Genomic DNA, 22,231 nt, shown 5'->3' with positions numbered 1-22,231 from the left:
GGCCAGGGCCGGCCCGCAGGTGCACGCGTCGCCCGGCCCGCACTCGCACGCGCCGTCCCCCCCGCTATTCATGCCCGCGTCGCCGCCGTGCCTGCCAGAGCGCCGCTCCCGCCAGCACCGCCACCACTCCGGCGCCGATCGGCAGACCCAGCGAGGGCCCGCTGCCCGGCTCGCTCTTCTCCTTCGCGGTGGTCGTCGGCGTCCGGCCGGACGCCACCTGCTCGCCGCACCCCTGGTGCGGATACCCGGAGATCGCGCACAGCAGGGCGTTGGCGTCGTAGCGGAGCGGCTTGGCGACGGCGGCCAGCGCGTCGGCACTCGTCGCGTCCGGCGACACGCGCGCGCACGCCGTGCGGTGCGCGGGCGGCCGCTCGCCGGAGGGCGCGTCCGCGGACGTGCCGAAGTCGAGCACCAGCGCGACCCGCTTGCTGCCCGGCTTCGCCGCCGTACCCGCGCAGATCGCGGTGAAGTCCGCCGTGCCGCGCGGCCGGCTCGCGTCCGCCGAGTCCGCGCTCACCGCGAAGCGGAAGCCCTCGACGGCGCCGTCGTCCGGGCGCACCATCGACGGTCCCTGGGTGGCGTACGTCCAGCGGCCGCCGGTGCTCTCCCAGAAGGACCAGTACCGGTAGCCGGTGGCATGCGCCCGGGCGGCGACCAGCAGCAGGACCGACACGGCGAGCAGCACGGGCGCGGCACGGCGGACGGCGGTCACCGCTGCCGCTTCTTCCGGCCGCTGAGCAGGAACCCGATGCCGATGCCCGCGACGAGGCCGACACCGACGATCCACCACACGCCGGTGCCGGAGTCGCCGTCGGACGCCTTGGCCCCGTGCCCGGCGGACTTCTCCATGTGCGGGGCCGGACCCTGCGCGTTGAGGGAGTCGACCAGGCTGGTGCCGCCGAAGTCGCCCGGCTGCGCGCCGACGGCGTGCGCGGCCAGGATCAGCTGCGCGTACGCGGCCGGACCGCTCTGCGCCGCCCACTGGGTCGCGTTCTTCTCCAGCCAGGCGTACGTCTTCTTCGCCTGCTCGGTGCGGCCGTCCGCGGCGAGCGCGACGACCGTGTCCGCGGTGTTGCCGAAGTCGGGCTGGTCCTCGGCGCCGGCCAGCGCGGACTTCAGATGGCCGGTCCTGGCGACGGCCGACGCCAGGTAGGCGCCGGCGTTGTCCGCCACCTGGGCCGGAGCCGGGTGGTCGGCCTTGACGCAGCCGGCCTTCGCGGGGGCCTTGCCGGCCGTCACGGCGAACCCCTTGCCGAGCGCGCCGAGCACACCGGCCGCCGTCGCGTCCGCGTTGGCGAGCAGCTTGCCCTTCTTGTCCGGCTGGAACGCGAGGGCGCCGCCGCCGTCCTGGCCGCAGGGGATGACCCAGCCGGGCAGCGCGTCGTACGGGGACCGGCCCGCCTTCCTGACGGCCGCCGGGTCCGTGCCGACGGCGGCGAGCGCGCCGATGACGACGGAGGTGGAGTTGGTGTCGCTCGGGCCGCCCGCGTTGTAGCCCCAGCCACCGTCCTTGTTCTGCACCGACTTCAGCCAGGCGACCGCCTTGCCGACCGCGGCGCCGCGCCCGCCGGCCGCCTGCAGGGCCTGGACGGCGGCGGCCGTGCTGTTGGTGTCCGGTACGACCTTGCCGTCGCACGCCTTGGCGGGGTCGGCGCGGAAGGCGGCGAAGGCGCCGTTCGCGCACTGCTGCCCGGCGAGCCAGTCCACGGCCTCGGTGGCCGGGCGGTAGCCGAGCGTGCGCTGGGCGACGAGGGTCAGCGACTGGCGCCACACGCCGTCGTACGTCGGGTCCGCCTTGCCGTACAGGCCGGACGGGACCGTCACCTTCGGGGACGGGGACGGATCGGCGGCCGTGGCGGGTGCGGCGGCGGCCAGCACGCCCACGGCGGCCAGCACCGCGGCACTGCGGCGTACGTTCATGATCGGCGACAGCCTCTCCTGCGGGGAGCCGGTGGCGCACCGGAAGACCCCGGGCGGCTCGGCTCCGTAAACCTCGACGGTGCCGTGCGCGGCGGACCGCCGGCGCACGTGAGCCGGTCAACGTCTCGTCGGGGCGGTCCGGCTCACCGCCCGGAACGGATCCGGTACGGCTCACGGTTGCGGGTCAGCGCCGGAATTGCACCGGCTTCCCCCCGTACGAGTGTGATGACGACCCCGCCACCTTACCGGCACCCCCACCAGCCCCGACCAGTGGCCGTGGGCACACCCCGCCGGTGACGGGGGTCACTGCCCGCGCGGCGGGGTCGCAGCGCCCGCACCCGCCCCGCGCGGCGGGGTCGGAGCGCCCGCTCCCGCCCCGCCGGAGGACACCGCGCGCACGGTGCGCACGAGAGGGACCAGACCCGTCCGCCGACGGTGGGGCACGGCCCGCACGGTGTGCACGAGAGGGACCAGACCCGTCCGCCGACGGTGGGGCACGGCCCGCGCGGTGTGCACGAGAGGGCCCAGTCCTGCCCGCCGACGGTGGGACACCGCCCGCACGGTGAGCATCAGGGAGTCCCACACCCGCCAGCCGACGGTGGGACACCGCCCGCATCGTGAGCATCAGAGAGTCCACACCCGCACCCGCACCCGCACCCGCACCCGCACCCGCACCCGCACCCGCCGACGCCGGCACCGCCTGCGTGGTGCCGGCGAGGGAGCGGCGCCCCGGACCCGGGTACGGCTTTCGGTCACCCCTCGGGGACCGCCGCACCCCGTTTCCGTCGAACGTCCCTTTCCTCCCGTGCGTGCGCCGATGCCGAAGGTGGCCGAAGGGACGGGGAGTTGGCATATTGGCGATCAGGCGTGACCCTCCGGTCGCGTCGGGCAGCGGCACGCCGACCACACCGCCGCTCCTTCCACGTCAGCCGAAGGCCCTCGGGGGAATGGTGCGCACAACCCGGAAGATGCGCCGGTTCGCCGACGCGCTCATCGATCCCCTCAGGGTCCCGATCCCCGCGGACCCCGGCGATCTGCTGGCCGCCCTGGTGGAGTCGGCGTCCCGGTGGCGCGGCCGCCCCATCGTCGTCCACCTGTCCAACTTCCCGCCGCACACCTCCGCCACCGGGCTGTGGATCGACCGCGGCACACGCGACGACATCGTCATCGAGGCGGATGCCCCGCCCTGGATGAAACTGGTCATCCTCGGCCACGAGTTGTGGCACATGGCCGACGACGACCCGTCCCATCCGGCCGCGCACGCCATGGACGCGATCCCCACCGCCGCCGGCGCCGGCGCCACCCCGGCCGCCGCCCGCACCCGGTTCCACGAAGCCGCGGAGCAGCGGGCCGATCTGTTCGGCATGCTGATCGGCGACCGACTGCGGCCGTGGCTGAAAGCGGCACCCGACTCCGTGTACGCGGCGCAGACCGCCTACAACGACGACCTCGCGGGACGCATCGGTGCGGCCCTCAACTACCGCGGGGCCGGGCGGTGAGTGACCTCATCAACTACGCCAGCTGCGGGCTGCTCTGGCTCGGGCTGCTGGCCAAGGCGCCGGACCTCGTCCGCAGCTGGCGCGACCCGTTCCTGCTGGCCATCAGCAGCGTCCTGGCCTTCGCCTCGCTGTGCTTCCTCTTCGGCGCCCCGCACACGGTCGGCTTCATCAACGACGTCAGCGGCGTGCCCAACCTCGCCGCCCCCCTTACCTACGCGGCCGTGACCGCCTACGGCGCCTCCTCCCTCGTCCTCGTCGTGAGCTGGCGCGGGGGGCCGGGCACCGCCCGCGCCGTCCGGCGCTGGGTCCTCGGATACGCGGGCGTCCTCGGCTGCATCGCGATCCTGTTCGCCCTGGGCGACACCTCGGTGGAGCGCCGGACGGACTTCGACACCTACTACGCCGGCACGCCGTACGTCGCCGAGATGATCGTGCTGTACCTGGTCGGGCACTTCACCTCCGTCGTGTTCACCGCGTACCGGTCGCTCACCTGGGCCCGGCAGCTGCGCGGCGCCCTGCGGGCGGGACTCCTGACCATGGGCGCCGGGACCGTCATCGGTGCGGGGTACAGCGCCTCGAAACTCGTCGCCGTGGTCGCCCGCTGGTTCGGCCGCGACTGGTCCGCCCTCGGTACGACGCTCTCGCCGGCCTGCGCCGGTCTGGGGGCGGTGCTCACCGCCGTGGGCACCGTGACCCCGCTGATCGGGCCCTTCCTGGCGGCCCGCGCGCGGTGCTGGCGGGCCTACACGCGCCTCGGCCCGCTGGAGCAGGAGCTGGTCGAGCTGCTGCGGCGCGAGTACCTGAGCGTGCCGCGCCCCTTGTGGCCCTCGCCCAGCCGCTGGCTGACCTGGCGGCAGAGCACCATCTACAACGGACTGCACTACCTCGAGCGGTACTTCGACGAGGGGCTGTACCGGCAGGCGTACGCCGACCGGCTGCGCACGACGGGCGACCGGCGCCAGGCGGAGGCCGCCGCCTGGGCCCGGGCCATCACCGACGCGGCCCGGACCGTGACCGGCGGCCGGCCCCGCCTCGCGGTCGCCGGTGAACCGGTGCCGCTACCGGAACGCCCCGACCTCCCGGCTCTCCTCCGCATCGCCGACGCGCTGGCCGAGAGCCGCGGCGAACGTGCCCTGGCCATGTGCTGAACGGAGCTACCGACCCATGAGCCTTGTCGTGTACTCGGCGGCGTGTCTGTTCGCCATGACCGCCCTGCTCCTCTTCCGCAGGCCGCGTGCCGCCCTGCGCGATCCCCTCACCGCCTCCACCTGCGTCTCGATCTTCCTCGGCGGACTCTGCTTCTTCTGCTCGGCCCCCGTCACCCTGGCCGCGGTCAACGGGATCACCGGCACGCCCAACTTCGGTGCCCCGATGACCTACAGCGTCATCTCCGCGTACAGCGCCTCCCTGCTGATCCTGCTGATCAACTGGCGCGGTGGCCCCGCCGGGCAGGTCCGGCGCTGGGTCGTGGGGGTCGCCATCCTGTACAGCGTGCTGATCGCCGCCATCATCACGCTGTTCACCCTGGCGAGCGCGCCGGTCGAGCGGCTCCGGGATCTCGACACCTACTACGCCAACACGCCGTACATGCGCGAGATGATCGTCCTGTACCTCTTCGGGCACGGCGCCTGCGTGCTGATCACGTCGTGGGTGTGCCTGAGGTGGTCGCGGGAGGTGACCGGCATCCTGCGGGTGGGCCTGCGGCTCATCATGACGGGGCTGGTGATCGACATGATCGGTTTCGAGTGCGCGAAGGCCGCGGCGGTCGTCGCCAGGTGGACGGCGCACGACCTGGACCGGCTCTCCACCGACCTCGCTCCGCCGGCATCCGCCCTGGCCGCCCTGATCTTCAGCGCGGGTTTCGCGCTTCCCCGGCTCCTGCCCGCGGCCCTGGACCAGTGGCACAGCATCTGGGACTACCGGGCACTGTCCCCGCTCTGGGCCGAACTGCGCAAGGTCCCCACCGCTCCCAAGCCCGCGCCCCCGCGCTGGCAACTGCCCCGCGGCCGGCTGTACTACCGCGAGGTGCGCATCCTCGACGCCCTGCTCGTGCTGCAGTCCCACTGCGACGGCCGGGTCCGGGAGACGGCGTACCGGCAGGCCCGAACCCAGGGAAGCGCACCCGGCGAAGCCCACTTCGTGGCGGCCGCCGCCATGGTCGTCGACGCCGCGCACCAGGCCCGGCAGCCCCACCCGTCCCTGTGCCCCGAGCCGGCCGGAACCTCCCGCCTGCACACCACTGTGTTCTCGGACACCGGTGAACTGGTCCAATTATCACGTGCGTTGGCCAAGTCACCCGTCGTCAGAGCAGCTCGCGAGGGCGCGGCGAGAGCCGCCCGCAGCTGAAGGAAGAGAGCCGTGATGTCGCCCAGAGCCGTTGTCATCGGTGCCGGTCCGGCCGGCATGCTCGCCGCCGCGGCATTGTCGCGGGCCGTCGATCACGTGGTCGTGCTCGACCGCGACGAGCTGCCCGACACACCCGGGCACCGCCGGGGTGTCCCCCAGGGCCACCACGCCCACCTGCTCATGCCCGGTGGCCTGGAGGCGATCGAGCGGTTGCTGCCCCAGGCGGAGCTGCGCAAGCACCTGCTGGCCGCGGGCGCCAGGGAAGTCGCGCTGAGTTCCGGCATGCTGGCCCTGACCCCGGCGGGCTGGTTCCGCCGCTGGCGGCACCACACCTTCGTCACCATCAGCTGCAGCAGGCCCCTGCTGGACTGGGGCGTGCGCCGTGCGGTGCTGCGCAGCCACGGCAACGTGGAGATCCACCGGGCCCAGGTCACCGGGCTGCTCGGCGGTTCGCGGCGGGTTCTCGGCGTACGCCTCGAGGCCGGTACGAACGCCGGCTTCGACCCCCGCTTCGTGACGGGCCACGGCGTCCGCCTGTCCGCCGACGGCCGGCACGGCGAACTCGACGCCGACTGGGTGGTGGACGCCAGTGGCCGGGGAACCCGGGTGGTGCCGTGGCTCGCGGCTCTCGGGATCCACGACATCGGCGAGAAGAACGTCGACTGCGGTCTGGCCAACGCCACCCGCGTCTACCGCACACCGCCCGGCGCGCGGGACTGGCCCCTCACCCTGGTCCAGCCCGACCCGTACAGCGGCCGGCCCGGGCGCAGCGGCATGATCGTGCCCATCGAGAGCGACCAGTGGATGGTCAGCCTCGGCGGGATGCGCGGCAGCGAGCCCCCGAAGGACCCCGACGCCTTCCTCCGGTACGCCCTCGGCCTGCCCAGCCCGCTGGTGGGCCGGCTCATCGCCGGCGCCGAGCCGCTCACCCCGGTCTTCACCAGCCGCAGCACCAGCAACGCGCGCCGGTACCTGGAGAAGGCCCGGGTCTGGCCCGACGGTTTCGTCGCCCTCGGCGACGCCGCGGCCACCTTCAACCCGCTCTACGGGCAGGGCATGTCGGTCGCGGCGATCGGGGCCGGGGCGCTGGCCGAGGCGCTCGGCCGGCGCGGCATCGACACGCCCGGACTGGCCCGCGGCGTCCAGCGTGCGATGGCCCGGTCCGTCGAGGCGGCCTGGACCACGGCCGTCAGTACGGACGTGCTGTATCCGGGCGTCGAAGGCGGCACGCCGACCGTCGCCGACCGGCTCACCGCGAGGTATGCGCGCCGCCTGACGAGCGCGGCCACCGGTTCCTACACGGCGGCGTCCGTCCTGTGGGACATCACCACCCTGCGCACGGGCCCGACCCGCCTGCTGCGCCCGGACGCCGTCCTGGCCGCACTCACCGGCCCCCTGCTGCCCCCGCTGCCGGGACCGCCACTGACCAGCACGGAACGAGCGTTCCTCGCGACGGTCGACTGAGGCGGGCGCGGGTATGGGGTTACGCCGTTGCGGGGTCAGGCGGTCACGCCGTCATGCCGTCACGCGGTCACGCGGTCATGCCGTCACGTCGGCTTCGTAGTGGCTGGTCGGCTGGGGTGGGCGTGGTCTCGCCGTTACGCCGTTACGCCGTTACGCGGTCAGGCGGTCACGCCGTCAGCCGGCTTCGTCGTGGCTGGTCGGCTGGGCTGGGTGTGGTCTCGTCGTCACGTGAGTTTCGTCGTGGCCGGTGTCTGTGGTCGGGGGGTTCATTCACCCCGCCACATCGCCTTCTTCTCGACTGCAGGCCGTCGTTGGCGGGTTCACACCGCCACGTACGTCACCGGCTCGCTCCCGGGCACCGGTTCCGCCCGGCCCTGCTTCACCAGGCGGCGCAGATGGGCCTCGGCCTCGGAGACGGCGATGTTGCGGGAGCCGTAGGGGATGTCGGCCCAGGGGCGGTTCCACTCCATGCGCTCGGCGAGCTGCCAGGGGGTGAGGGGCTCGCGGAGCAGGGTGAGCAGCCCGGCCAGCCGGTCCTCGTGATGGCCGAGCAGCTCCCGCACCCGCGCGGCCGCGTCGGTGAAGGGGTACTGGTGGGCGGGGAGCACCTCGGCGGGGGCGAGCCGGCCCACCCGCTCCAGTGAGTCGAGGTAGTCACCGAGCGGATCGGTCACGGTGGCGTCGTCGGGATCCTCGTACAGACCGATGTGCGGGGTGATCTCCGGCAGCACGTGGTCGCCGCTGAACAGGCGGCCCGTGCCCCGCGGTTGCGCCGGATGCGTCTCCTCCAGGTGCAGGCAGACGTGGCCCGGGGTGTGGCCCGGCGTCCAGACGGCGCGCAGCCGGCGGCCGGGCAGGTCGAGCAGCTCGCCGGGGAGGATCTCCCGGTCAGGGAGGGCGGGGGAGAGGCCGGGCAGGGCGCGGCGGCCCCGGGCGGCGCGCAGCGGGGCGACGTGCTCGGCGGGCGCCCCCGCCGCGGTCAGCTTGGCCGCCATGTACGCGTACCAGTGCTCCGGTCGGGTCTCCCGCGCCCGCCGCACGATCGCCGCGTCGGCCGCGTGCATCGCCACCCAGGCGCCGGAGGCCTCGCGCACCCGCGCCGACAGGCCGTGGTGGTCCGGGTGGTGGTGCGTGACGACGACCCCGTACACCTCCGCCACCGTCGTACCGCAGGCCACCAGACCCGCCGTGAGCGCGTCCCAGGAGGCGGGATCGTCCCACCCCGTGTCGATCAGCACCGGTCCGCGATCGGTGTCCACGACGTACACCAGGGTGTGGCCCAGGGGATTGTCCGGAATGGGAACCCGGACGGACCGCACGCCCCCACCGTGATCGAACGTCTCCGCCATCGGCCCTCCACCCCTCACCGCCACCCACACCCCACGGCCCTCGGCCTCGCCCATTGCCCACTATAACTAGAACTGGTTTCAGTTGCCGCTCAAGTCGACTTTCTCCGTGGGGCGTTGGGCTGACCTGCGTTGATGTGCGCACTGCCTGGTAGCCGCTGGTCGACGCTGGTCCACTGCCGGACGGACCAAGACCCGTGCCCCGACTTGCGCGTCCTCGGTTCGGCCTGCGCGCAGTGGCCGACGGCATCCCACTGGTCCACGCGCGGGGGCCTCGCCGATCGAGGCTCACGACGATGTGCGGGGAGGCGACGCGCAGCGCGAACAGCGGGGTTCCGTCGACGAGGTCGGCGAACGGCTCCCCGAACCGCCCCGCGCCGCTGGTCCCACCTGAGGCCACAGCACCGCGTTCTCCGTGCGGACGCGGACGGCGAGCCAGGGCGTGTTGGCGATGGTGAAGAGCACGGCGGTGATCCATGCGGTATGGACGAGGGGCAGGGCGATGCCTTCGAACAGGACGATGAGGTAGTTGGGGTGCCGCATCCAACGGTATGGCCCGCTGGTGACCGGTGGTAGCCCGGGCACGACGATGACGCGGGTGTTCCATCGGGGGCCGAGCGCCCTCATGCACCATGCTCGGCCTGCCTGCACGAGCATGAGGACGGCGAGCGCCGGCCAGCCGATCGAAGGGACGAAGGCGCGTCCGGTGAGGGCGACCTCTGCAACGGTCCCGACGAGCAGGCAGACATGAAGGGCGATCATGACGGGGTGGTGGCGTTGCCCGTACTCGAGGCCGCCGCGGTCGACGGCCCATCGCGCGTTGCGACGGGCGGTTGTCAGTTCGACCAGGCGCACGACGGCCACTGCGGTCACGAGAACGAACAGACTTACGGGGATCGTTACGCAGCCCAGGGACATGTCGGACCGTCCTTCTCGCTCCCGGCGGCGGAATCCTTGGCTTAAGCGGTCGCGAGTCGGTTGAGCCGTTCGGCCAGGGTGCGGTATCTGCCCGCACGGTCCGCTGATGTCTCCATGTGCGCGGCGATCTCCTCCTGGGCGCGCTGTCCGACCGGTGTGAGTCCGGTGGTCTCGAGGGCGCCGAGCATGCGGACGAAGGGAAGGGCGATGTCCTTGTGGTAGGTCTCCGGTGAGAGGATGCCCGACCTGGCCATGGAGCTGATCAGCCGGCCGAAGCCGGGTGCGGCGTGGCCGGGGGGACGGAATGTGCTGAGGACTTTGGCCACAGCCTGGAGCGTTCGGTCGGGGTGCATTCGCATACACGCCTGGAGGGTGGTCCGGTAGAAGAGCATGTGCCGGTTCTCGTCGTGGGCGATGCGCTGCATCAGAGCCCCGCACACCGGTTCGTCGCACAGCCGGCGGATTCCCTGGTAGCTGACGCGGGTGCCGAGTTCCTGGATGGTGACGTAGACCAGGGAGGCGATGAGGTCGCCGCGGTAGTCGATCTCGTAGCCGTGCTGCACGTGCGTGGCGCGAGCGTCCTCCAAAAGCACCGGATCGGCACTGCGGGTGACCACGAGGTAGTCGCGGATGGCGGTGCCGTGTCTGGCCTCCTCCACGGTCCATCGATTGACCCAGACACCCCAAGGGCCGTCGAGTGACAGCATCTCCCCGATCACCCGGTGGTAACTGGGCAGGTTCTCCTCGGTGAGCAGACTGTAGAGGAGGCCGTCCCGAGCGGCCGCCTTCAGTTTCCGCTGGGAGGGGTCCCATGGCTCCCCTTCCAGGGGACCGTCGTAGTCACGGCCCTGGCTCCAGGGGACGTACTGGTGCGGGTACCAGTCGACGGTAGTCCGGAAGTGCGTGTCGAGAGCGTCGGTGACCACCGGTTCGAGGTCGATCAGGATGCGTACGTCTGCGGGGATGGCGGGCACGGTCCGTGTCGCCTTTCTTGTCATGCGGTCGGCGGGTTTCGGTGGCGGGTGGCCCCTACCAGCGGAGGAGGACCAATTCGATGGCGAACCCCGGCCCCATGGCGGCGACCAGGCCTGGTGTGTCCGCGGGGGGTGGTGTCTCCATGGCCGCGTGCAGGATGTCCAGCACGGAGACGGACGAGAGGTTGCCCCGCTCGGCCACGGAGCGCCGGGTGAGCTCCAAGGCGCCAGGCTGCAGGTTCAGGGCCTGCTGTACAGCGGTGAAGACCTTGGGTCCGCCACCGTGGATGATCCAGCTCGCGATCTGGTGCGGCGACAGTGCGTGCCGCGCGAGGAGCCCTTGGACGGCCGTGGGCAGGTGCTTCTCTGTGAGCGTCGGGACCTCGGGCGACAGCAGGATCCGGAAGCCGTGGGAGCCGATGTCCCAGCCTAGGACGTCCTCGGTGCCGGGGACGAGCAGGCTGTGCGTGTCCACCAGCGCAGGCCCGGCGGGGCGGCCGTCCCGCTGAGCTCCGAAGGCGACGACGGCGGCCGCGCCGTCCCCGAAGAGGCTGCCGGCGACGATGTTCGCCACGGAGCCGTCCTTGAGCTGGTACGCCAGTGTGCACAGTTCCACGGCGAGCAGGACGGCCACTTGGTCGGGGTGGGCCAGGAGGTAGTCATGGAGCCGGGCCAAACCTGCGGCGCCGCCGGCGCAGCCGTTGCCGAACAGAGGGATGCGTTTGACGTCCAGCCGTAGCCCGATCCGGCGGGCGAGCCGAGCCTCCAGCGATGGCACGGCCAGCCCGGTGACGGTGGTGCTGATCACCGCGTCGACCTCCTCCGGCCGGACGCCTGCGGTGCGCAGCGCGCCGATCAGCGCCCGTTCGCCCAGGTCCATGGCGGTGTCGAGCCAGACGCGGTTCTGCTCGGTGAAGTCCTCCCGGCGGGCGAGATCGACGAGCTTGTCCAACGGCAGGGACAGCGAGCGGGTCTCCACACCCGAGTTGGCCTGGATCTTACGGAGGACCAGTGCGCCCATTTCGGACTCCCGCAGCGTTGTGCGGGCCAGGGCGGCCAGGATCTCCTCCTGCCGGTAGCGATACGGGGGGAAGGCCGTCTGGATCGCCGCCACCTGTGGGCCGGCGGCCCCCGACTGCCGGGTGCGGTCATGTGTCGCCTGACGCATCGACATCAGCTTCCGCCTTTCTTCACAGGGGTGGTGAGCAACAACGGAGGCCTGATGCGGGCCGGAGCCCACCAATTCGCCGGACCGAGGGCCGCCATGACGGCGGGCACCAGAACTCCCCGCACCAGGACGGCGTCCACGAGCGCGCCGAGCGCGACGCCGATGCCGATGAACTTGAGCAGGGCGACGTGGGAGGTGGCCATGGCCGCGGTCGAAATCGCCACGGCCGCCGCAGCGGACGTCATCAGCCGGCCGGTGCGGGCGACGCCCTCGATGATCGAGGTGCGGCTGTCTCCGCAGCGGTCGTACTCCTCCCGGATACGGCCGAGCAGGAAGACCTCGTAGTCCACCGACAGGGCGAGCGCGATGAACAGGACGAACAGCAGCGTCGAGGCGTCCAGCGTTCCCGTCGCCGTGAAGTGGCCGAGTACCGAGCTGCCGTGGCCGTCCTGGAAGAGAACGACGAGCGCGCCGAGGCTCGCCCCGAGGCTGGCGGCGGCCACGATCAAAGCCTTCAGGGGGGCGACCAGGGTACGGGTGAAGGCGCTGAGGAGGGCCAGGAGCCCCGCGGCCAGCAGAAACAGGCACCACGGGAGGGCGCCGAGGACGGCGTCCGCCGTGTCGACGGCGTCCGCGGCTCGCCCGCCCACCGCCACGCTTCCCGGGGCGGGGGTCTGCCGTACCTTGCGCACCACGACGTCTGCCTCCGGCGTGCCGGGGGCGGCGGACGTGGCCGCCAGTAGCACGACCGCCTCACCGGACGGAGCCGCACGCACCACGCGGACACCGGTGATACCCGGGACACGGGCGAGTCGGTCGCCGTAAGCGGGTGCGCCGTCCGTCGCCCGCGGTCCGGTGACGACCACGGTGAGGAGCCGCTCCGGTGGCGCGGTGAACTCGGCGCGTACACGCTCGGCCGCGGCGGCAGCCGGAGCCGACGAAGGCAGCGTGCGTTCGTCCACGATGCCGAGCCGTGCGTGGGTGAAGGGCAGGGCCAGCAGGGCCAGCAACAGGACCGCCAGGCCGCCCGTCAGGAGGGGCCGTGCGGTGACCGTGGACGTCGTGCGATGCCAGAAGCGGCTCCCGTCCCCGCTATGGGCACGCCGCCACCGCGCCAGCGGGTCCCAAACCTGGGCCCGGGGGCCGAGCAGCAGCAGACAGGCGGGCAGCACGGTCAGGGCGACCAACGCCGCGAGCACGGTGACGATCATGCCCGCCAGGGACAGTGCGCGCAGCATCGGCACCGGAACCAGCAAGGCGCCGGCGAGGCATACGGTGACGGCGGCGGCGGAGAACGCGACCGAACGGCCGCTGGAGCGGCGGGCGGCCGCCAGCGCCGTGTGCAGGTCCGCGCCCCGCGAGGTCTCCTCCCGTACGCGGGCCAGCAGGAAGAGGCTGTAGTCGACGGCCAGGCCGAAACCGATCGCCGAGGCGGCGTTCACCGCGACCCGTGAAACGTCCGCCACCTGCGCCAGCAGGCCCAGGACCGGGATGGTGCAGCCGATGGCCAGCGCAGCCACGACCACGGGCAGCAGCGCGGACACCATGGACCCGTAGGCGAAGACCAGGACGACGAAGAGGACCGGCGCGGCCAGCAGTTCGGCCCGGCTCAGATCGCGCTCGACGGTCTCGTCGATCTCCCGGTCGGCCCACACCTCGCCGCTGGGCTCCGTCCGCATCCCCGGGGCGGCCGAGCGGGCCGCCGCCACCACATCGGGCGCCACCCGTTTACGTTCCTTGTCCGTCCCCTTCAGCCGTACGGCGATCAGCTGGGTCCGTCCGTCCCTGGAGCGCAGCCACGTGTCACCGGTGGTCTGTGCCGACCACACGGTCTTGACGTCGCGCCGCCCAGCCAGCTTCTCGATCACCGCTGTGGTGCCGTCCCGGACGCGGGCCTCGCGTTCGCCGGTGCGCCGTGAAACGGCCAGGAGCAGATCGGGTGAGGGCACGCCGAGCCGCTCTGCCTGCCGTCTGGCGCGCGTCGCCTCCGTGTCCGTCGCGACTGCGCCGCCCGTGCTCAGTGCCGAGAGGGCGACCGGGGTCAGCACCCCCGCGCACACCGCCGCCAGCAGGGCACTCACCACCACCCGCCAGGCCCGGCGCCGCACCGCATCCATCCGTGTGCCTCCGTCCTGCATCCGACCCGCGCTTCGTCCGGCTCCCACTAGGAAGCCGTGAACAGCAGAACGGCGTTCTGGCCGCCGAAGCCGAAGGAGCAACTGATTCCCGCGTCGCCGCGTGTGGGGCGGGGACGTCCGGCGACGATGTTCAGCTTGTGGTCCCCGTCCTGGCCATCGAAGTTCGCCACCGGCGGGACGGCCGCACGGCGCAGCGCGAGAACCGTGTACGCCGCCTGGATCGCCCCGGCCGCCCCCAGCGCGTGCCCGATCACGCCTTTGGACGCGGTGACCGGCGGCCCGTCGTCACCGAAGACGCGGACGAGGGCTCGTGCCTCGGCCGCGTCGTTCAGCGGGGTGGAGGTACCGTGCGCGTTGACGAGGCCGACGTTCCCCGGCCCGCACCCGGCGTCCGCGAGAGCGGCGTGGATGGCGCGGACCGCGCCGTCGCCCTGCGGGTGCGGGGCGATGGGATGGTGCGCATCGGCGCCGGCACCGTAACCCCGCAGCAGCGCCAGGACGGGAGCCCGGCGGGCCCGAGCCGCGCAGGCGCGTTCGAGGACGAGGATGCCGGCACCCTCGCCCAGGACGAAGCCGTCACGTCGCGCGTCGAACGGCCGGCTGGCCAGGTCCGGTTCGGCCCTGCGCCGGGACAGCGCCCGCATCCGCGTGAAGCACGTGGCCGTCATGCGCGAGCGAGCCGACTCACTGCCGCCCGCGAGCACGATGTCACAGGTACCGGACCGCAGCAGGTCCCGGGCCACTCCGATCGCAGTGGCGCCCGACGCGCAGGCGCTGGCGGTGGTGAAGTTGGGGCCGCGCACGCCCAGGTCGATGGCGACCTCACCCGCGGCCATGCTCGGAACGCTGCGCGGGAGCGCGAGTGGCGAGACCCGCTCCGTCCGCCCGGCGCCGAGGTGACCGAACTCGGTGACGTACGTACTCAAACTGTTCGATCCCACGCCCAGCACGACACCGACCCGCTCCGCTTCCCAGGTACGACGATCGAGGCCCGCGTCCGCGACGGCCCGCCGGGCGGCGACGAGGGCGAACTGGATGAAGCGGTCCACGCGCCGCGCCGACGCCCGGCCGAGCTCCGTCTCGGCGTCGAAGTCCGTCACCCGGCAAGAGAAGTCGACCGGCAGTCCCGCCAGGTCGGAATCCGTCGTGGCCAGCGAGCGCCCCTGGCACAAAGCCGCCCAGTTCGCCTCCGCCGTATGCCCGGCCGGAGTCACCAGCCCCAGCCCGGTGACCGCGATCTCAGCGCGCATGCTCGAACGCCCGAGCCGCGTCGCCCAGGGTCGAAGACGGGCGCAGGTCCAGGGCGTTCTCGGGCAGGACGATCCCGTACTCCTCCTCCGCCGCCACCACCAACTCCATCAGCGACAGCGAGTCCAGGCCGAGACTCTCGAACGTCGTCCTGCCGGAGAACTCACCGGCATCCGCCCGCACATCGAGGTGGCCGATCAGCAGGGCCACCAACTCCTCGGGAAGGGCCGACTCCGCCGCGCCTTCCGCCACCTGCGTCATGCCTGGGTCTCCTGTTTCCTCGCTGCGAGAGGCCCTGCGGCGCTGCCCGCGTTCATCCGTTCGAAGGCCACGCGCGCGGGAGGCTTGCGTCTCAAGCCTCCCCTGTCCTGCCCGTCGCCTGTTCACTGTGCGTCACCGTGTAAACATCGACGAGGGGTCTAGGGAACGGTCTGTCACTCGTTGGTGTTCATGCGAAGCCGTCGTCTTGCCGATCTTGAGGGGCGGGCGCCGAGCGGGAGCCCCGATTGCGTGGTCGTGAGGCGCTTGGCGCCGGCCGGCCGTGCGCAACCAGGCGTTTCGTCTTCGACTCCACGGGACCATCGCTCCCACGCCCGAGCAGCAGAAACGCGGACTTCAACTCCGAGTCTCGGACGGTGGTCGTTCGTTGTCACTGGGATGGGAACAACGGAGCGTCTCGTAGCCGATGGGCTGTGGGGGATGTTTCAGCAGGTTGTTCCGGCACCTCCAGTACGTCCACAGGGCCGGGGCCGGCGAAGAGCTGAGGCTCGGGCAGTGCTCTCGGCGATCATCTAAGCGGCCACGCAGGGTGCACCTGGTGGCACCTGCCGCCGATCCCCGGCGCTTACTGGCAGACCGTGCACCACCCCTTCACGGAAGGCCGTCGACGCGAGGTACCGCACGGCCCAGGAGTCCGATGCCCCCTGACGGCCCACGGGTTCCGGCCCTGATCGCCGGGAAACCGCAGGTCAGGCGCATTCTCGTCTTCTCCGTGGACTCCTCTGACCAGAACTGATATCAGTTCTGAAACAGCGTCAGAAACAAGCGGTGCGGTGGGAGGCGGTCGGTCGTGGCCGAGCTCGTGGAACACGGACAGCTGTTCATCGGCGGGGAGTTGACCGATCCGCTGGGCAAGGACGTCATCGAGGTGATCTCCCCGCACACCGAGCGGGTCATCGGCCGGGTGCCGCACGCCTGCCGCGAGGACGTGGACCGGGCCGTGGCCGTCGCGCGCCGCGCCTTCGACGAGGGACCCTGGCCGCGGGCCACGCTGGAGGAGCGGATCGAGGTCGTCACCCGCATCAAGGACGGCATCGCCGCCCGGCACGAGGAGATCGCCCGGGTGATCTCCACCGAGAACGGCTCCCCGTACTCCTGGAGCGTGCTCGCCCAGGCGCTCGGCGCGATGATGGTGTGGGACGCGGCGATCCGGGTCGCCCGGGACGTCCCCCTCGAAGAGCGCCGCGACGGGGTCCTCGGCCCGCTCCTCGTCCGCCGCGAACCGGTCGGCGTCGTCGCCGCCGTGGTCCCGTGGAACGTCCCGCAGTTCATCACCGCCGCCAAGCTCGCGCCCGCCCTGCTGACCGGCTGCACGGCCGTCCTCAAGCCGTCCCCGGAGTCCCCGCTGGACGCCTATCTCCTCGGTGAGATCGTGCGCGAGGCAGGGCTGCCCGAGGGAGTGCTGTCGATCCTGCCGGCCGACCGCGAGGTCAGCGAGTACCTGGTCGGGCACCCCGGCATCGACAAGGTGTCCTTCACCGGTTCGGGCGCTGCCGGCCGGCGCGTGATGGAGGTCGCCGCCCGCAACCTCACCCGGGTGACGCTGGAGCTGGGCGGCAAGTCGGCGGCCGTGGTGCTGCCGGACGCGGACCTGCAGACGGCCGTGTCGGGCATCGTCCCGGCGGCCTGGATGAACAACGGCCAGGCGTGCGTGGCCCAGACCCGCATCCTCGTCCCGCGCGCCCGCCACGACGAGTTCGCGGACGCCTTCGCGCAGGCCGCGGGCGCGCTCACGGTGGGCGACCCGCTCGACCCGGCCACCCAGGTCGGCCCGCTGGTCACCCGCCGGCAGCAGCAGCGCAGTCTCGACTACATCCGGCTCGGCCAGGAGGAGGGCGCCAAGATCCTCACCGGCGGCGGCCGCCCCGCGGGCCTGGACAGGGGCTGGTACGTCGAACCGACCCTCTTCGGCGACGTCGACAACTCCATGCGGATCGCCCGTGAGGAGATCTTCGGCCCGGTAATCTGCCTGCTGCCGTACGGCGACGAGGAGGAGGCCGTGCACATCGCCGGCGACTCCGAGTACGGCCTCTCCGGCAGCGTGTGGACGGCCGACGTCGAGCACGGCATCGAGATCGCCCGCCGGGTCCGGACCGGCACCTACTCTGTGAACACCTTCAGCCTCGACATGCTCGGCCCGTTCGGCGGCTACAAGAACTCCGGCCTGGGCCGGGAGTTCGGCCCCGAGGGCTACGGCGAGTACCTCGAACACAAGATGATCCACCTGCCGGCGGGAGCCTAGGGATGGGCGACCGCTGGCACGTCGAGGTCGACCGGTCCGTCTGCATCGGCTCCGCCCAGTGCCTCCACCACGCCCCGGACGGCTTCCGTCTCGACTCCGCCCGCCAGTCCCACCCCGTCGAGCCCGACACCGACGCGAGCGAACAGATCCTGGCGGCGGCCGAGGGCTGCCCCGTGGAGGCCATCACGCTCACCCTCGTGGGCGGCGAGGAGCCGGCGTTCCCGCCGGAGGACTAGCGGGCCGGGAGGGACGAACCCCGCGGTGGGAGAAGCCGCGTCGCTCCGCGAGGGTGGACGCCGCGGCCCGCGACGGTGGACGCCGTGCTCCGCGACGTTGACGCCGCGCCCCGTGGTGGAGAACCGCGTCCCGCGAGGGTGGACGCCGCCCTCCGTGGTGGAGAACCGCGCCCCGCGAGGGTGGACTCCGCCCCCCCGTAGCGGAGGAACCCAGCCCCGTGACGGCAGAGGCCGCGCCCCGCAGCCGCGAGCCACGCCCCGCACCCGCGAACCGCGCCCCCCGGCCTCAGCGCGGCGCGTCCGGCTCCGTCAGGTCGATCAGGCGGCACACCGTCTCGATGTCTATCTTCACCTGGGCGATGGAGGCACGCCCCGAGAGCCAGGTGACGAGGGCCGAGTGCCAGGTGTGCTCGATGACCCGGACCGCCGAGAGCTGTTCGGGGGAGGGGTCCTCCAGCCCCATCGCGTCCAGGATGATCGCGGTGGTCTGCCGGGACACCTGGTCGACCTCGGGCGAGACGCTGCGGTCGGCGAAGGTGAGGGCGCGGACCATCGCGTCGGCCAGGTGCGGCTCGCGCTGGAGCGCGCGGAAGGCGCGCATGAGGGTCACCGCCACCCGTTCGGCGGCCCGGTCGCCCGCCGGCGGCTTCTTGCGCAGCGTGCCGTGCAGGTGCTCCAACTGGTCCTGCATGGTGGCCACCAGCAGGTGCACCTTGGACGGGAAGTAGCGGTACAGCGTGCCGAGGGCCACCTGGGAGGACTCGGCGACCTCGCGCATCTGCACGGCGTCGAAACCGCCCCGGCTGGCCAGTTGGGCGCTCGCGTGCAGGATCCTGCGGCGGCGGGCCTCCTGCCGCTCGGTGAGCGGGGACGAGGGCGACACCGAGGACCTGGGCGTAGTGGCTTCCGCCTTGGATTGCGCAGGCATGGGTCCCGTTCCGTGACAGTCGGTGAGGGCGTCTGTAGGGCACGTGATCAGACAGCATGGCAGGGCGGCGCGCCGTGGCGCGAATCACCTGATCCACTGCTCACAGCGCCCCTACCTGCCGGTAGATTCAGAGCCTCTTGGATGATCAAGTCTGAAACTTGTTCTAGATTAGCGTCCCGTCGTAGTCTCGCGGGACAGCGTAGGCAGAAGGGGGCACGGAGTGACCGCTGAGGCCCGGGAAGCGGGTGCCCAGGAGGACCCCGCGTCCGACGGCGAGCGACCGCTCGACATCGCGCTCCTCACCTACAAGGGAAACCCGTTCTGCGGCGGCCAGGGTGTCTACGTCCGGCATCTCTCCCGTGAGCTGGCCCGCCTCGGCCACCGGGTGGAGGTCATCGGCTCGCAGCCGTACCCCGTCCTCGACGAGGGCTACCCCCGGCTCACCCTGACCGAGCTGCCCAGCCTCGACCTCTACCGCCAGCCCGACCCGTTCCGCACCCCGGGACGGGACGAGTACCGGGACTGGGTCGACGCCCTGGAAGTGGCGACGATGTGGACCGGCGGCTTCCCCGAACCGCTCACCTTCTCGCTGCGCGCCCGCCGCCATCTGCGCGCCCGCCGCGGCGAGTTCGACGTCGTCCACGACAACCAGACGCTCGGCTACGGCCTGCTCGGCGACATCGGCGCGCCCCTGGTCACCACCATCCACCACCCCATCACCGTCGACCGCCGGCTGGAGCTGGACGCGGCCGAGGGCCGGCGCCGCCGTTACTCGGTGCGCCGCTGGTACGCCTTCACCCGCATGCAGAAGCGTGTCGCCCGCCGTCTGCCCTCGGTCCTCACCGTGTCCGGCAGTTCCCGGCAGGAGATCGTGGACCACCTCGGCGTCCGGGACGACCGCATCCACGTGGTCCACATCGGCGCCGACACCGACCTGTTCGCGCCGAATCCGGCCGTCCCCGAGGTCCCCGGCCGGATCGTCACCACCTCCAGTGCCGATGTGCCCCTCAAGGGCCTGGTCTTCCTCGTGGAGGCGCTCGCCAAGGTGCGCACCGAGCACCCTGCGGCCCACCTCGTCGTCGTCGGCAAGCGCCCGACGGAGGGCCCGGTCGCCCAGGCCGTCGAGCGCTACGGCCTCCAGGACGCCGTCGAGTTCGTCAAGGGCATCTCCGACGCCGAGCTGGTCGACCTGATCCGCTCGGCCGAGGTCGCCTGCGTGCCGTCCCTGTACGAGGGGTTCTCGCTGCCGGCCGCCGAGGCCATGGCCACCGGCACCCCGCTGGTCGCCACCACCGGTGGCGCCATCCCGGAGGTCGCCGGCCGGGACGGCGAGACCTGCCTCGCGGTGCCCCCCGGCGACCCGGGGGCGCTCGCCGCGGGTCTCGGCCGCCTCCTCGGCGACCGCGACCTGCGGATCCGGCTCGGCCGCGCCGGCCGTGAGCGGGTGCTGCGGCACTTCACCTGGGCCCGCGCCGCCGAGGGCACGGTCGCCCGCTACCGCGAGGCGATCGCACGGTCCGCCGCGAGCCGCCCCACCGCGGACGGCGGCGGCTCGCCGGCCCGGCCTCCCGGCCGTACCGCGGCCTCCCCGAGTGCCGCGGTCACGGGGTCCGAGAGCGCCCCGTCCGCGACCTCGCCCAGTGTCACCGGCGTCTATCCCGAAAGCAGGGCCACGTGCTGACCGTCGACTTCTCCCGGTTCCCGCTCGCCCCCGGCGACCGTGTCCTGGACCTCGGCTGCGGGGCCGGCCGGCACGCCTTCGAGTGCTACCGGCGCGGCGCCCAGGTCGTGGCCCTCGACCAGAACGCCGAGGAGATCCGCGAGGTCGCCAAGTGGTTCGCGGCGATGAAGGAGGCCGGTGAGGCCCCCGAGGGCGCCACCGCCACCGCCATGGAGGGCGACGCCCTGGCGCTGCCCTTCCCCGACGAGTCCTTCGACGTCGTCATCATCTCCGAGGTCATGGAGCACATCCCCGACGACAAGGGCGTGCTCGCCGAGATGGTCCGGGTGCTCCGGCCGGGCGGGCGCATCGCCGTCACCGTGCCGCGCTACGGCCCCGAGAAGGTCTGCTGGGCGCTGTCCGACGCCTACCACGAGGTCGAGGGCGGCCACATCCGCATCTACAAGGCCGACGAACTGGTCGCCAAGGTCCGCGAGGCGGGTCTGAAGCCCTACGGCAGCCACCACGCGCACGCCCTGCACTCGCCGTACTGGTGGCTGAAGTGCGCCTTCGGCGTCGACAACGACAAGGCGCTGCCGGTGCGGGCGTACCACAAGCTGCTGGTCTGGGACATCATGAAGAAGCCGCTCGCCACCCGGGTCGCCGAGCAGGCGCTGAACCCGCTGATCGGCAAGAGCTTCGTGGTCTACGCGACCAAGCCGCACCTGCCGCACCTGCCCGGGACCGCGCACGGCGCGGACACCGCCGCTGCGGCCGAGGCGGCCGCCAAGTGACCACCCCCCGGACAGAGCACCTGGTCCTGCCCGGGGTCCTGACCGCCGAGCAGGCCGCCGCGACCGTCCGCGGCATCCTCGCCGCGCAGCGGGAGGACGGCGCGATCCCGTGGTTCCGCGGGCACCACCTCGACCCGTGGGACCACACCGAGGCCGCCATGGCCCTGGACGCCGCAGGCGAGTACGAGGCCGCCGAGCGGGCCTACGGCTGGCTGGCCGCCCACCAGAACGAGGACGGCTCCTGGTACGCCGCCTACGCCGACGGCGCCCACGACGACGTCACCGACCGCGCCCGCGAGTCCAACTTCGTCGCCTACATAGCCGTGGGCGTCTGGCACCACTACCTGTCCACCGGGGACGACACGTTCCTGGACCGGATGTGGCCGTGCGTGTACGCGGCCGTCGAATGGGTCCTGCGGCTGCAGCAGCCCGGCGGGCAGATCGGCTGGCGCCGCGAGGACGACGGCACGGCGACGGCGGACGCGCTGCTGACCGGCAGTTCCTCCGTCCACCACGCCCTGCGCTGTGCCCTGGCGATCGCCGAGCAGCGCGAAGAGCCGCAGCCCGACTGGGAGTTGGCGGCCGGGGCGCTGCGGCACGCGATCCGCCTGCACCCCGAGCGCTTCCTGGACAAGGGCCGCTACTCGATGGACTGGTACTACCCGGTCCTCGGCGGCGCCCTGACCGGCGCCGAGGCCAAGACCCGCATCGAGGAGTCCTGGGACCGGTTCGTCGTGCCCGGCCTCGGCGTGCGCTGCGTGGTCCCCAACCCGTGGGTGACCGGCGGCGAGTCCAGCGAACTCGCCCTGGCCCTGTGGGCGGTGGGCGAGTCCGACCGCGCCCTGGAGATCCTGCAGTCCATCCAGCACCTGCGCGATCCGGCCTCCGGCCTGTACTGGACGGGCTACGTCTTCGACGACGGCGCGATCTGGCCCCGCGAGCTGACCACCTGGACGGCGGGTTCCCTCCTCCTCGCCGTGGCCGCACTCGGCGGTCACGACGCCACGTGCGCGGTGTTCGGAGGGGAGCGCCTGCCGTCCGGCCTGGACCCCGACTGCTGTCACTGAGGTC

General features: G+C 72.6%; 19 protein-coding genes and 1 riboswitch. Of the genes, 9 read left to right on the top strand and 10 right to left on the bottom strand.

Annotated features, from left to right (window positions below):
• Positions 1-64 precede the first annotated feature (64 nt).
• Together ABVB68_RS06080 and ABVB68_RS06075 are read right to left on the bottom strand one after the other, a co-directional pair.
• Positions 65-712 carry an SCO2322 family protein gene (locus ABVB68_RS06080; RefSeq protein WP_353599818.1) on the bottom strand — a complete coding sequence of 216 codons (648 nt, stop codon included), beginning with the start codon at positions 710-712 and terminating at the stop codon, positions 65-67.
• Complete coding sequence (locus ABVB68_RS06075) at positions 709-1,920, bottom strand: SCO2321 family membrane protein (RefSeq protein WP_353599817.1); 1,212 nt, start codon at positions 1,918-1,920, stop codon at positions 709-711. The genes ABVB68_RS06080 and ABVB68_RS06075 overlap by 4 nt, the downstream gene beginning before the upstream one ends.
• A 115-nt stretch (positions 1,921-2,035) precedes the next feature.
• A riboswitch (cobalamin riboswitch) is annotated at positions 2,036-2,191 on the bottom strand.
• Between the two features lie 676 nt (positions 2,192-2,867).
• On the opposite strand from ABVB68_RS06075, the gene ABVB68_RS06070 reads away from it, so the two are divergent.
• From ABVB68_RS06070 to ABVB68_RS06055, 4 genes are read left to right on the top strand one after another with little or no spacing between them, the layout of a single operon-like run.
• Positions 2,868-3,419: a toxin gene (locus ABVB68_RS06070; protein WP_503006023.1), complete on the top strand. Its 552-nt coding sequence runs from the start codon at positions 2,868-2,870 to the stop codon at positions 3,417-3,419.
• Positions 3,416-4,567, top strand: coding sequence for a DUF6545 domain-containing protein (locus ABVB68_RS06065; protein ID WP_353599816.1), 1,152 nt, complete (start codon positions 3,416-3,418; stop codon positions 4,565-4,567). The genes ABVB68_RS06070 and ABVB68_RS06065 overlap by 4 nt, the downstream gene beginning before the upstream one ends.
• Positions 4,568-4,583: 16 nt before the next feature.
• Positions 4,584-5,765 (top strand): MAB_1171c family putative transporter, encoded by a 1,182-nt coding sequence (locus tag ABVB68_RS06060; protein WP_353599815.1) that lies wholly within the window; start codon positions 4,584-4,586, stop codon positions 5,763-5,765.
• Positions 5,766-5,780: 15 nt separating this feature from the next.
• Entirely contained in the window at positions 5,781-7,229 is a 1,449-nt protein-coding gene (locus tag ABVB68_RS06055) for an FAD-dependent oxidoreductase (RefSeq protein ID WP_353599814.1), read from the top strand.
• A gap of 320 nt (positions 7,230-7,549) precedes the next feature.
• Here ABVB68_RS06055 and ABVB68_RS06050 read toward each other — a convergent pair whose 3' ends face one another.
• The 7 genes from ABVB68_RS06050 to ABVB68_RS06020 all read right to left on the bottom strand — a co-directional run bounded on the left by ABVB68_RS06050 (position 7,550) and on the right by ABVB68_RS06020 (position 15,282).
• The gene (locus ABVB68_RS06050; protein WP_353599813.1) at positions 7,550-8,578 is read right to left on the bottom strand and encodes a Strvi_7410 family MBL fold metallo-hydrolase; all 1,029 of its coding nucleotides are present in this window, start codon (positions 8,576-8,578) and stop codon (positions 7,550-7,552) included.
• 285 nt (positions 8,579-8,863) lie between these two features.
• On the bottom strand, positions 8,864-9,493 hold the full coding sequence (locus ABVB68_RS06045) for an isoprenylcysteine carboxyl methyltransferase family protein (protein WP_353599812.1): 630 nt from the start codon (positions 9,491-9,493) through the stop codon (positions 8,864-8,866).
• A 41-nt stretch (positions 9,494-9,534) separates the two neighbouring features.
• On the bottom strand, positions 9,535-10,467 hold the full coding sequence (locus tag ABVB68_RS06040) for an acyl-ACP desaturase (RefSeq protein ID WP_353599811.1): 933 nt from the start codon (positions 10,465-10,467) through the stop codon (positions 9,535-9,537).
• 55 nt (positions 10,468-10,522) lie between these two features.
• A complete protein-coding gene (locus ABVB68_RS06035) occupies positions 10,523-11,635 on the bottom strand; it encodes a type III polyketide synthase (RefSeq protein WP_353599810.1) in 1,113 nt (370 codons plus the stop codon).
• Positions 11,636-11,640: 5 nt separating this feature from the next.
• Positions 11,641-13,752 (bottom strand): MMPL family transporter, encoded by a 2,112-nt coding sequence (locus ABVB68_RS06030; protein WP_353599809.1) that lies wholly within the window; start codon positions 13,750-13,752, stop codon positions 11,641-11,643.
• A 47-nt stretch (positions 13,753-13,799) separates the two neighbouring features.
• The gene (locus tag ABVB68_RS06025; RefSeq protein WP_353599808.1) at positions 13,800-15,023 is read right to left on the bottom strand and encodes a beta-ketoacyl-[acyl-carrier-protein] synthase family protein; all 1,224 of its coding nucleotides are present in this window, start codon (positions 15,021-15,023) and stop codon (positions 13,800-13,802) included.
• Entirely contained in the window at positions 15,013-15,282 is a 270-nt protein-coding gene (locus ABVB68_RS06020; protein WP_353599807.1) for an acyl carrier protein, read from the bottom strand. The genes ABVB68_RS06025 and ABVB68_RS06020 overlap by 11 nt, the downstream gene beginning before the upstream one ends.
• Positions 15,283-16,090: 808 nt before the next feature.
• Here ABVB68_RS06020 and ABVB68_RS06010 point away from each other — a divergent pair.
• On the top strand, positions 16,091-17,542 hold the full coding sequence (locus tag ABVB68_RS06010) for an aldehyde dehydrogenase (RefSeq protein WP_353599806.1): 1,452 nt from the start codon (positions 16,091-16,093) through the stop codon (positions 17,540-17,542).
• A 2-nt stretch (positions 17,543-17,544) separates the two neighbouring features.
• Positions 17,545-17,778 (top strand): ferredoxin, encoded by a 234-nt coding sequence (locus ABVB68_RS06005; protein WP_353599805.1) that lies wholly within the window; start codon positions 17,545-17,547, stop codon positions 17,776-17,778.
• A gap of 286 nt (positions 17,779-18,064) precedes the next feature.
• Here the strand turns inward: ABVB68_RS06005 and ABVB68_RS06000 are convergent, their stop codons facing one another.
• Positions 18,065-18,706 carry a TetR family transcriptional regulator gene (locus ABVB68_RS06000; RefSeq protein WP_353599804.1) on the bottom strand — a complete coding sequence of 214 codons (642 nt, stop codon included), beginning with the start codon at positions 18,704-18,706 and terminating at the stop codon, positions 18,065-18,067.
• Positions 18,707-18,926: 220 nt separating this feature from the next.
• Between ABVB68_RS06000 and ABVB68_RS05995 the strand changes: the two genes are divergently transcribed.
• The 3 genes from ABVB68_RS05995 to ABVB68_RS05985 are packed head-to-tail and all read left to right on the top strand — an operon-like array spanning position 18,927 to position 22,227.
• On the top strand, positions 18,927-20,387 hold the full coding sequence (locus tag ABVB68_RS05995; protein WP_353599803.1) for a glycosyltransferase family 4 protein: 1,461 nt from the start codon (positions 18,927-18,929) through the stop codon (positions 20,385-20,387).
• Positions 20,381-21,160 carry a class I SAM-dependent methyltransferase gene (locus ABVB68_RS05990; RefSeq protein ID WP_353599802.1) on the top strand — a complete coding sequence of 260 codons (780 nt, stop codon included), beginning with the start codon at positions 20,381-20,383 and terminating at the stop codon, positions 21,158-21,160. Before ABVB68_RS05995 ends, ABVB68_RS05990 begins: the two co-directional genes overlap by 7 nt.
• Positions 21,157-22,227 carry a prenyltransferase/squalene oxidase repeat-containing protein gene (locus tag ABVB68_RS05985; protein WP_353599801.1) on the top strand — a complete coding sequence of 357 codons (1,071 nt, stop codon included), beginning with the start codon at positions 21,157-21,159 and terminating at the stop codon, positions 22,225-22,227. The genes ABVB68_RS05990 and ABVB68_RS05985 overlap by 4 nt, the downstream gene beginning before the upstream one ends.
• Positions 22,228-22,231: the final 4 nt, after the last annotated feature.

The organism is Streptomyces sp. NPDC096012, from assembly GCF_040426375.1.
In the GTDB taxonomy this organism is placed as follows: Bacteria; Actinomycetota; Actinomycetes; order Streptomycetales; family Streptomycetaceae; genus Streptomyces.
Note: the sequence above shows the minus strand (reverse complement) of the source record. Positions and strands in the feature narration are given on the sequence as shown.

Excerpts from the sequence above, each read along its gene's own strand:
- ABVB68_RS06030 (WP_353599809.1), bottom strand. The coding sequence starts at position 13,752 with ATGGATGCGGTGCGGCGCCGGGCCTGGCGGGTGGTGGTGAGTGCCCTG.
- ABVB68_RS06020 (WP_353599807.1), bottom strand. The coding sequence starts at position 15,282 with ATGACGCAGGTGGCGGAAGGCGCGGCGGAGTCGGCCCTTCCCGAGGAG.
- ABVB68_RS06045 (WP_353599812.1), bottom strand. The coding sequence starts at position 9,493 with ATGTCCCTGGGCTGCGTAACGATCCCCGTAAGTCTGTTCGTTCTCGTG.
- ABVB68_RS06055 (WP_353599814.1), top strand. The coding sequence starts at position 5,781 with ATGTCGCCCAGAGCCGTTGTCATCGGTGCCGGTCCGGCCGGCATGCTC.
- ABVB68_RS06000 (WP_353599804.1), bottom strand. The coding sequence starts at position 18,706 with ATGCCTGCGCAATCCAAGGCGGAAGCCACTACGCCCAGGTCCTCGGTG.
- ABVB68_RS06075 (WP_353599817.1), bottom strand. The coding sequence starts at position 1,920 with ATGAACGTACGCCGCAGTGCCGCGGTGCTGGCCGCCGTGGGCGTGCTG.
- ABVB68_RS06060 (WP_353599815.1), top strand. The coding sequence starts at position 4,584 with ATGAGCCTTGTCGTGTACTCGGCGGCGTGTCTGTTCGCCATGACCGCC.
- ABVB68_RS06005 (WP_353599805.1), top strand. The coding sequence starts at position 17,545 with ATGGGCGACCGCTGGCACGTCGAGGTCGACCGGTCCGTCTGCATCGGC.
- ABVB68_RS06050 (WP_353599813.1), bottom strand. The coding sequence starts at position 8,578 with ATGGCGGAGACGTTCGATCACGGTGGGGGCGTGCGGTCCGTCCGGGTT.
- ABVB68_RS06025 (WP_353599808.1), bottom strand. The coding sequence starts at position 15,023 with ATGCGCGCTGAGATCGCGGTCACCGGGCTGGGGCTGGTGACTCCGGCC.
- ABVB68_RS06035 (WP_353599810.1), bottom strand. The coding sequence starts at position 11,635 with ATGCGTCAGGCGACACATGACCGCACCCGGCAGTCGGGGGCCGCCGGC.
- ABVB68_RS06070 (WP_503006023.1), top strand. The coding sequence starts at position 2,868 with ATGGTGCGCACAACCCGGAAGATGCGCCGGTTCGCCGACGCGCTCATC.